The sequence below is a fragment of the Asticcacaulis sp. genome (assembly GCF_051956075.1).
GTDB lineage: Bacteria > Pseudomonadota > Alphaproteobacteria > Caulobacterales > Caulobacteraceae > Asticcacaulis.
The window spans coordinates 1-9702 of record NZ_JBQCGA010000005.1; the positions used below are offsets into that span (position 1 = coordinate 1).

A 9702-nucleotide genomic window follows, 5' to 3' on the forward strand; every position below is an offset into this window, starting at 1 on the left:
AATTCGCGCAATCTCAGCGAGGACGAAGCCTATAAACTCCTGCGCAAGCACGCCATGGACACCGGACGGCCCATGCAGGCGGTCGCCGCCGATATTCTGGCCGTCAGCGACCTTCTGAAACCGGGAAGCGCGTTATGAACCTGACCCTCGCCTATAATCCGCTGAACGATGCGGCGCTGATTCTGGTCGCCGAGGCGCTCGGTTTCTATGACAGCGAAGGCCTGAGCGTCACCTTATCGCGCGAGGCCAACTGGTCGAACATTCGCGACAAGCTGGCCTATGGCCTGATCGACGCCGCCCATATTCTGGCGCCCATGCCGTTCGCGGCGGCCCTGGGGCAAGGCCCGTCCATGGGGCGGATCATTGCGCCGATGGCGCTGGGCGCGGGCGGCAATTCGGTGCTGGTGTCGGCGGCGCTGAAGCGCGCTCTGGAGGCGGAGGATGAAGCGCTCAAATCCTTGCGTGGCAGCGCGAAGCTTCTGGCGCGCGAGGTGGCGAAGCGGCGCTATGCGGGCGCGGGACGGCTGGTCTTCGCCGTGCCCTTCACCTTTTCGCCGCACCATTTTGTGCTGCGCCACTGGGTCGCCGCCGCTGGCCTCGATCCTGAGCGTCAGGTGCAATGGGTGGTGGCGCCGCCGTCGCGCCTGGCCAACATGGTGCGCGACGGGCTGATCGACGGCTTCTGCTCCGGTTCGCCCTGGCCGCAGACGGCGGAGCTGAACGGCGATGGCGAGGTGCTGTTCTCCGATCCCGATTTCTGGACGTTGAAGCCGGAAAAGGTGCTGGGGGTGCGCACTGACTGGGCCGAAGCCAACCCGGACGGTGTGATCGCTCTGGTGCGCGCTCTGCTGCGCGCGGCGGCGTGGGCGCATGGCCTTTCGCACCAAGACGACCTGATCCGCATTCTGGCGCGCACATCTTACGTCGGCGCGGCCGCCGAGGCGATTGCGGCGGCGATGGCGGACGGCGGCGCAGGACTCATTCTCGATCCGCAGACCGCGACCTTTCCGTGGATCAGCCACGCCAAATGGTTCCTGGGCCAGATGGTGCGCTGGGGCTGGCTGTCGCCGGACCACGATTTCGACGCCCTGGCGCGGCGGATCTACCGCCCGGACCTGTGGCGCGAAGCGGCGGGCGGGCTGGGTCTGAACCTGCCGCTGGCCGATGAGAAGGACGAGGGTGGGCAGGGCTCGGAATGGCTCCTGCCAGCGCAGCCCGCCGATATTGTCATGCCGCCGAACGCCCTGTTCGACGGCGGCGTGTTCCGCTGCGGGTCGTAATAAAAAGTTTCGCATGAAACGGGATGGCGCCTCTCGCACCTTAGCCGCCGCAATGGAATTTCCAGGCTTTCGCCCGTCATTTTGTGACGTTTTCGCCACAGAAAATTTGTGCAGAGCAACATGACGCAAAGTCCTTATTGACGATGCGGCCCCGTCGCTCACAGTCTCATCCCATGCGGTCAACGAAGATCGCTTTTTAAGCCGCTTTTCGCGCCAAGGCTGGCGCAAGGCGGCCATCACATCCGACAACGACGTCTCAGGACAGACTGAACCCCATGCGGGACCGGTCAGGCTTGAGGCGTCTTTTTTTATGCCCGAAAAGGACGCTCCCCCGTGTTTGCGGATATCACCCCCATCCTCGATTCCAACCTGCGCTACGCCCATGTCGAACAGGCCGGTTTCGCCCATGACGCCGACGCCCTGACCTGGCGCAACCGTTTCGGCGTTCAAAGTCGGCAAGGCCAGTTTTCCGGCCTGATCGAGGTCGAGAACGTCACAGCGCTCGTGCAGGATTACAATTCCGGGCTGAACGGCAAGACCGCCTACCCCACCGAGCCGGACCCGCAGGTTACCGAACTGAACCGCGCCCAGGTGACCTGGACGCCGGACAGCCACTCCAGCCTGACCATCGGACGTCAACGCCTGATCCTCGACGATGCGCGCTTCGTCGGCAATGTCGGCTGGCGGCAGGACGAGCAGACCTTCGACGCCGTGCGCTACGATCTGAAGACCGGCGGGTTCGCCCTGACGGCGGCCTATCTGGCGAAGATCAACCGCGTGCTGGGCGAGGCGAAGGACTGGGACAGCGACAGCTATGTCCTCAACGCCAGTTACGCCCTGCATGGCGTCAAGCTGACCGCTTTTGACTATGCGCTCGATTTTTCCAATGCGGCGGCGTCCTCGACGCAGACGCTCGGCGCGCGCGCCACAGGCGGCTTCACGGCGGGCGGGGTCAAATTCGCCCTGACCGGCCAATATGCGCACCAGAGCGACTATCGCAACAATCCGGCGGATTTCAGCTTGCAGGAAAGCATGCTGGAGGTTGCGGCAAGCTACAAGATCGCCAGCTTCAGGATCAATTATGAAAGCCTCGGCGGCGACGGCAAGGTCGGCTTTGTCACCCCGCTCGGCACAGTGCATGCGTTCCAGGGCTTCGCCGACGCCTTTTCCGGCACGGGCGGCAACAAGACGACCGTGAACGGGCTGGACGACCTGAATTATGCGGCGACGCTCAACCTGCCGCACAAGAGCGCGCTGACCCTGATCTATCATGGCCTTTCGACGGCGCGTCTTGGCGTTGGTCTCGGTCATGAATGGGATGCGGTCGCCACCATCGCGCTCACCAAACACCTGTCCCTGCTGGCCAAGGTCGCCGATTTCAACGCCAGCGCCTCCCCCCTCGCCCCCGCTTCGCGCCGCAAGACCTGGCTTGCGCTCAGCTATAAACTTTAAGAGGATCACGCATCATGATCTCCAAGGATTTTCTCAAAGCCGGGCATGCGCCCACCCTGTTCTCCGCCTTCCTGTACTTCGACATGAGCTTCATGGTCTGGGTGCTTCTGGGCGCGCTGGGCGTGCAGATCACCGCCACGCTCGGCCTGACCCCGGCTGAAAAAGGCTTCATGGTCGCCGTGCCGATCCTGGCTGGCGCGGTTTTGCGCGTCGTCAACGGCGTGCTGGTCGATCGCATCGGGCCGAAAATGACCGGAACCGTGGGTCAGTTGATCGTCATCGGCGGCCTTCTGGCGGCGTGGCTGTTCAACATCCATTCCTATATGTCGGTGCTTGGCCTTGGCGTCGTGCTGGGCGTGGCGGGCGCCTCATTTGCCGTCGCCCTGCCGCTGGCCTCGCGCTGGTATCCGCCGAAATATCAGGGCATTGCGCTCGGCATTGCGGGCGCGGGCAATTCCGGCACAGTGTTCGCCTCTTTGTTTTTGCCCACGCTCGCCAAGACCTATGGCTGGACCACCGTCTTCGCCTTTGTCGCCATCCCGCTGATCCTGACCTTCATCGTCTATCAGATCTTCGCCAAGGATTCGCCCAACCAGCCCGCGCCCAAGAAGACCGCCGAGTATTTCTCGGTGCTGAAGCAGGTCGACGCCTGGTGGTTCATGCTGTTTTACGGCGTCAGCTTCGGCGGCTTTGTCGGCCTGTCCTCGTCGCTGAATATCTATTTCAACACCCAATATGGCCTGGCCCCGGTCACCGCCGGCCTGTTCACCGCCTTCTGCGTCTTCTTCGGCTCGATCGTGCGTCCGGTCGGCGGCGGGCTGGCCGACCGTATCGGCGGCATCCGCACCCTGTCGATCATGTATTCGATCGCGGGCGTCGCTCTGTTGCTGATGAGCCTCGGCCTGGGCAATATCCTGCTCGGAACCCTGTTCATCGTCACCGCCATGGTAGCGCTGGGCATGGCCAATGGCGCGGTCTTCCAGCTTGTGCCGCAGCGTTTCCGCGCCGAGATCGGCGTCATGACCGGCCTGGTCGGCATGTGCGGCGGCATTGGCGGCTTCTACCTGGCCGCCAGCATGGGCCTGTCGAAGCAGATGACCGGTTCCTATATGGCCAGCCTGTTGATCTTCGCCGCCCTGGCCTTCATCGCGCTGATCGGCCTGACCCTGGTGAAAAAGACCTGGCGCACCACCTGGCACGTCTATGGCGCGCTGGATGCGAAGATTTAAGACGATTTTGCGGCGCACAAAGCCTGTGCGCCGCGCATTTTCAGCGTTGACAATCCGCAGATCTGTCATACGCTGTAAGGACTGGCCATAGATGGCCAAACGACATTTGCGGCGCAGACACCAACGGCGGTTTTTGCAACGCACCATCAAGGACAACGGAGTCCCGAAGCGGCTTTCCATCTGGAAGGCGCGTTTCGGGGCTCTTTTTTTTGCTCAAGAGGTTCGCATGACCCAGCATAAAGAGCGGCTTATCGTTATTGGCGCCGGCATGGCCGGGGGCCGCATCGTCGAGGAAATCCTCAAACGTGCCAATTCTTCTGAAAAAAGGGGGACGCGCTTCGAGATTTCCATCATCGGCGCCGAGAGCCTGCCCACCTATGACCGCATCCAGCTTTCGCCGGTTCTGGCGGGGGAAAAGACGTTCGATCAGATCGTGACCCATTCGCAGGACTGGTATGACGCAAACGGCGTCAAGACCCATTTCGGCTATTGGGTGCAGGCCATCGACCGCGCGATGAAAGAGGTCGTTCTGCACGACGGCCAGCGCATCGGTTACGACAAGATCATACTCGCCACCGGCTCCGACCCGATCCGCCTGCCCCTGCCCGGCGCAGACCTTTCCGGCGTGGTCGCCTTCCGCGACCTGCACGATGTCGATGCGATGCAGGCGGCGGCTGAAAGTGGCGGCGAAGCGGTTGTGATCGGCGGCGGATTGCTCGGCCTCGAAGCCGCCTACGGGCTGGCCAAGCGCGGCATGAAGGCCACCGTCATTCATCTGGTCGATGTCCTGATGGAGCGGCAACTGGACGAGGCCGCCGGGCGGCTGCTGGAAAAGGCGCTGGAGGAACGCGGCGTCGCCTCGATCCTCAACGCCCAGTCCGAGGCTATTCTGGGCGAAACCCATGTCGAGGGCCTGAAACTGAAAGACGGGCGCGTCATTCCGTGTTCGCTGCTGGTCATGGCGGTCGGCATCCGTCCGCACGTCGAACCGGCCAAATCCGCCAGACTGGCTGTCGAGCGCGGCATTGTCGTCGATGACCAGATGCGCACCGACGATCCCGACATTTTCGCGGTCGGCGAATGCGTGCAGCATCGCGGCCAGTGCTACGGTCTGGTCGCGCCGATCTGGGATATGTGCCGCACCCTGGCCGATGTGCTGACCGGTAAGAACCCCGACGCCGCCTTTATCGGAACCTCGTTGGCGACGCGGCTGAAGGTTTCGGGCGTCGATCTCTACTCCGCCGGTCAGTTCGGCGGCGGCGAGGGCTGCGAGGACATTGTGTTCCGCGATCCTGGCCGCGGCGTCTATAAGCGCATCGTCATCAAAGACGACCGGCTGGTCGGCGCCGTGCTGTTCGGCGAGGCGGCGGACGGCGGCTGGTATTTCGACCTGATGAAGAAGGGCGAGGACATCGCCCCGATCCGCGACACTCTGATCTTCGGTCAGGCGGTGACCAGCGCCCTGGCCGGCGCGGACCCTTCTGACGCCGTTGCGGCATGGCCCGACGACACCGAGGTGTGCGGCTGCAACGGCGTGTCCAAGGGTCAGGTGGTGGCGTCGATCTGCGCCGGGAACGACACGCTCGACAAGGTGCGCGGCCATTGCAAGGCCTCGGCCAGTTGCGGCTCCTGCACCGGCATTGTCGAAAGCCTGCTGAAGGTTACGCTCGGCGACGCGTTCAAGGCGCAGAGCGGGCCGAAGCCGGTCTGCAAATGCACCGACCACGGCCACGCGCATGTGCGCAAGGCGATTGTCGATCTCGAACTCAAGACCATTCCCGACGTGATGCAGGCGCTGAAATGGGCGACGCCCGACGGCTGTTCGTCGTGCCGTCCGGCGCTGAACTACTACCTGCTGTGCGCCTGGCCGCGCGAATACAAGGACGATCCGCGCTCGCGCTTCGTCAATGAGCGCAACCACGCCAATATCCAGAAGGACGGCACCTACTCCGTCGTGCCGCGCATGTGGGGCGGGTTGACCAGCGCGAAAGAGCTGCGCGCCATCGCCGATGTGGTCGACAAGTACGACCTGCCGATGGTCAAGGTCACGGGCGGCCAGAGGCTCGACCTGTTCGGCGTGAAGAAGGAACAGTTGCCGCACGTCTGGGCCGACCTCAACGCGGCGGGCATGGTGTCCGGCCACGCCTACGCCAAGGCTTTGCGCACGGTGAAAACCTGTGTCGGTTCCGAATGGTGCCGCTTCGGCACGCAGGACTCGACCGGGCTCGGCGTCAAGCTGGAACAGGCGAGCTGGGGGTCGTGGATGCCGCACAAGTTCAAGATGGCGGTGTCCGGCTGTCCGCGCAATTGCGCCGAGGCCACGATCAAGGATTTCGGCGTCGTCTGCGTCGACAGCGGCTATGAGCTGCATGTCGGCGGCAATGGCGGCATCCATGTCCGCGCCACCGACCTTCTGACCAAGGTGGCCACCGAAGCCGAAGCGATCGACTGGTCGATGGCCTTCGTGCAGCTTTACCGCGAGGACGCCTGGTATCTGGAGCGCACCGCGCCGTGGATCGAGCGCGTCGGGCTGGACTTCGTCAAATCCGCCCTGTCTGACGATGCGGCGCGCGCGGCGTTGAAGGCGCGTTTCCTCGAAAGTCAGGCCGTGTTCCAGACCGACCCGTGGGCCGAACTTAACCCGCAATCCGAACCGGCCAGGGTGTTTTCGCCGCTGGCCGACCTGCGCCCGCAAAAGGAGTTGGCGGAATGAACGCAAATGTCGTGATCAACTGGGTCGATGTCGGCCCCGCTGGCTAAGTCGCGCCGCAAGGCGCCCGCCGCGTCGAAAGCGTGCTCGGCCCCATCGCGGTGTTCCGCACGGTGATGGACGAGTACTTCGCCGTGTTCGACAAATGCCCGCACAAGGGCGGGCCGTTGTCGGAGGGCATTGTGCATGGCCGCGCCATCGCCTGCCCGCTGCACAACTGGTCGATCTCGCTGGAAAGCGGCGAGGCGCTCGGCGCCGACGCGGGCAAGGGCTGCGCGCCCACCGTGCCGCTGAAGATCGAAAACGCCCGCATCCTGCTGGGGCTGCCCGCCTGATCATGCCCAGAGACGCCGACACCGCCCTCGTCAGGACCACCTGCCCCTATTGCGGGGTCGGTTGCGGCGTGCTGGGCGACCGGCATGGGACGCGCGGGCTCGACGTGCGCGGCGATGATAGCCATCCGGCCAATCAGGGACGGCTGTGCTCGAAAGGGACGGCGCTGGGCAAGACCTTCGGGCTGGAGGGCCGCCTGCTTAGCCCGCGCATGCGCATTGGCGGGAGCCTACGCGACGTCACATGGGATCAGGCGCTCGACGCGGTGGCGCAGCGCTTCAACGCCATCATCACCGAACACGGCCCCGACGCGGTCGCCTTCTATGTCTCCGGCCAGTTGCTGACCGAGGACTATTACGCGATCAACAAGCTGGCCAAGGGCTATATCGGCACGGCCAATATCGACACCAATTCGCGCCTGTGCATGTCCTCCGCCGTCGCCGCGCACAAGCTGGCCTTCGGCGCCGACCTCGTGCCCGGAACCTATGACGACCTGACCGAGGCCGATGTGCTGGTCTTTTCCGGCCACAACGCCGCCTGGACGCATCCGGTGCTGTATCGCCGCATCGAAGCGAAGGAGGGTCAGATGCGCATATGCATCGACCCCAAACGCACCGATACGGCCAGGGCCTGCGACCTGCACCTGATGATCCGCCCGCAGACCGATGTGCGGCTGTGGAACGGCCTGTGCGCCCACCTGATCGCACGCGACGCGCTCGACCACGACTTTATCGACAAGCATACGCAAGGTTACAGCCGCCTCATGGCCGCGCTGACCGCCGACGATCAGAGCCTCGACGCCGTCGCGTCCGATTGCGGGATTTCGGTGGTTGATCTCAAATATTTCTATGACGCCTTCCTGCACACGGACAAGGTGGTCAGCCTGTTCAGCCAGGGCTCCAACCAGTCGGCGCAGGGCGTGCAGAAGGGCCTCGCCCTGATCAACGCCCACCTGCTGTCCGGTAAGATCGGCAAGCCCGGCGCGGCCCCCTTCTCGATCACCGGCCAGCCCAACGCCATGGGCGGACGCGAGGTCGGCGGGCTGGCCAATATGCTGGCCGCGCACATGGATTTCGACGAGGCGGCGAAGTCGCGCGTGCAGCGCTACTGGGACTCGCCGGTGATCGCGCAAAAGCCGGGCCTGAAGGCCGTCGATATGTTCGAGGCGGCGCGGCAGGGCAAGGTCAAGGCGATCTGGATCATGGCCACCAATCCGATGGTCTCCCTGCCCGACGCCAACAAGGTGCATGAGGCGCTGTCCAACTGCGAACTGGTGGTGGTGTCCGACGTGATCGCGCGCACCGACACGATGGATATGGCGCATATCCAGTTGCCCGCCGCCGCCTGGGGCGAGAAGGATGGCACGGTCACCAATTCCGAGCGCACGATCTCGCGCCAGCGCCGCATGGCCCCTCTGCCCGGCGGTGTCCGCCCGGACTGGATGATTATCGCGGACGTGGCGCGGCGCATGAACAGCGCCTGGGACCGCGCCTTCGGCTGGCAGGGGCCGGACGCGGTCTTCACCGAACATGCGGGCCTGACCGCGTTCGAGAATGACGGCCAGCGTTTCCTTGACCTGTCGGGCCTGACCGGCCTGACGCGGCGCGACTACGATGCCCTGGTCCCGACGCGCTGGCCGGTGACGGACAAAGGCTCGACGCACAGATTGTTCGCGGACGGGCGTTTCGCCACGCCGGACGGGCGGGCGCGGCTGATCGCGCCGAAAATCTCCGGCCCGGCGCAGGCGACCTCGCCCGACTTCCCGTTCAGCCTCAACAGCGCGCGGGTGCGCGACCATTGGCACACCTTGACGCGCACGGCGCTGGCCCCGGAACTGAACCGCCACATCGCGGAGCCTTTGCTCGACATCCATCCGAAAGACGCCAAACGTCTCACGATCCGCGACGGACGGCTGGCTGTGGTCACCACCGCTTACGGCGAAGCGATCCTCAAGGCGCGCGTCACCGACGATGTGCGCGAAGGCAATCTGAGCGTGCCGATGCACTGGACGCGGCAGTTCGCGCCGTTCGGACGCTGCAATCAACTCGTCAACCCGGCGGTCGATCCGATTTCCGGCCAGCCGGAGTTCAAGCACACGCCCGCGCGCGTCCACGCCTATAACGAGGCGTGGCACGGCTTTGTCATGACGCCGCGCGACTTCGACGGCGACCTGCCGACATGGCGCGTCGACACCATCTGGCGCCGCACGCCGCACGCCTTCGCCGACTGTTTCGAGATTGCGGGCGTCGCGCCGGTGGATGTCTCCGGCATTGAGGTCAATATGATGCTGGACGATCCCGCGACCGGCCTGACGCGGCGCGCGCGCATCGAGGACGGGCGGCTGACGCGAGTCATCTTTGTCGCGCCGATCCATAAAAAGCTGCCGCCGCGCGACTGGCTGCTGGAGCGGTTCGGCGATGCGACCTTGAGCGATGACGACCGCGCCGCCCTGCTGATCGGCCGCCTGCCGGGCGTCGAAGACAAGGGCCACATCATCTGCGCCTGCCGCAGCGTCGGGGAAAAGACCATTATGGCCGCCATCGGCGATGGGGCTTCGAGCGTCGAGGCCATCGGCGAAGCCACTGCGGCCGGTACGTCCTGCGGCTCATGCAAGGGCGAACTGAAACAGTGCCTGCTCAAACACGCGAAGGAGACATCCCATGCCTGACGATGGCGTTCCGCCACAGCCCCCTCTCCC

The 9702-nt window shown here is 64.6% G+C and carries 7 protein-coding genes; all 7 read left to right on the forward strand.

What is annotated here, in order from left to right:
* Positions 1-138: ANTAR domain-containing protein (locus tag ACTHLA_RS01120; protein ID WP_440184374.1), on the forward strand; the 138-nt coding region annotated here is incomplete at its 5' end.
* Positions 135-1280 (forward strand): ABC transporter substrate-binding protein, encoded by a 1146-nt coding sequence (locus tag ACTHLA_RS01125; protein WP_440184357.1) that lies wholly within the window; start codon positions 135-137, stop codon positions 1278-1280. The genes ACTHLA_RS01120 and ACTHLA_RS01125, both read left to right, overlap by 4 nt.
* A gap of 333 nt (positions 1281-1613) precedes the next feature.
* Positions 1614-2732 (forward strand): alginate export family protein, encoded by a 1119-nt coding sequence (locus tag ACTHLA_RS01130; protein WP_440184360.1) that lies wholly within the window; start codon positions 1614-1616, stop codon positions 2730-2732.
* 14 nt (positions 2733-2746) lie between these two features.
* Positions 2747-3961: a nitrate/nitrite transporter gene (locus ACTHLA_RS01135; protein WP_440184363.1), complete on the forward strand. Its 1215-nt coding sequence runs from the start codon at positions 2747-2749 to the stop codon at positions 3959-3961.
* Positions 3962-4187: 226 nt separating this feature from the next.
* Positions 4188-6674: a nitrite reductase large subunit NirB gene (nirB, locus tag ACTHLA_RS01140; protein ID WP_440184366.1), complete on the forward strand. Its 2487-nt coding sequence runs from the start codon at positions 4188-4190 to the stop codon at positions 6672-6674.
* 80 nt (positions 6675-6754) lie between these two features.
* The gene (locus tag ACTHLA_RS01145; protein ID WP_440184368.1) at positions 6755-7006 is read left to right on the forward strand and encodes a nitrite reductase (NAD(P)H) small subunit; all 252 of its coding nucleotides are present in this window, start codon (positions 6755-6757) and stop codon (positions 7004-7006) included.
* A gap of 2 nt (positions 7007-7008) precedes the next feature.
* Positions 7009-9672 (forward strand): nitrate reductase, encoded by a 2664-nt coding sequence (locus ACTHLA_RS01150; protein WP_440184371.1) that lies wholly within the window; start codon positions 7009-7011, stop codon positions 9670-9672.
* The last annotated feature ends 30 nt before the right edge of the window (positions 9673-9702 follow it).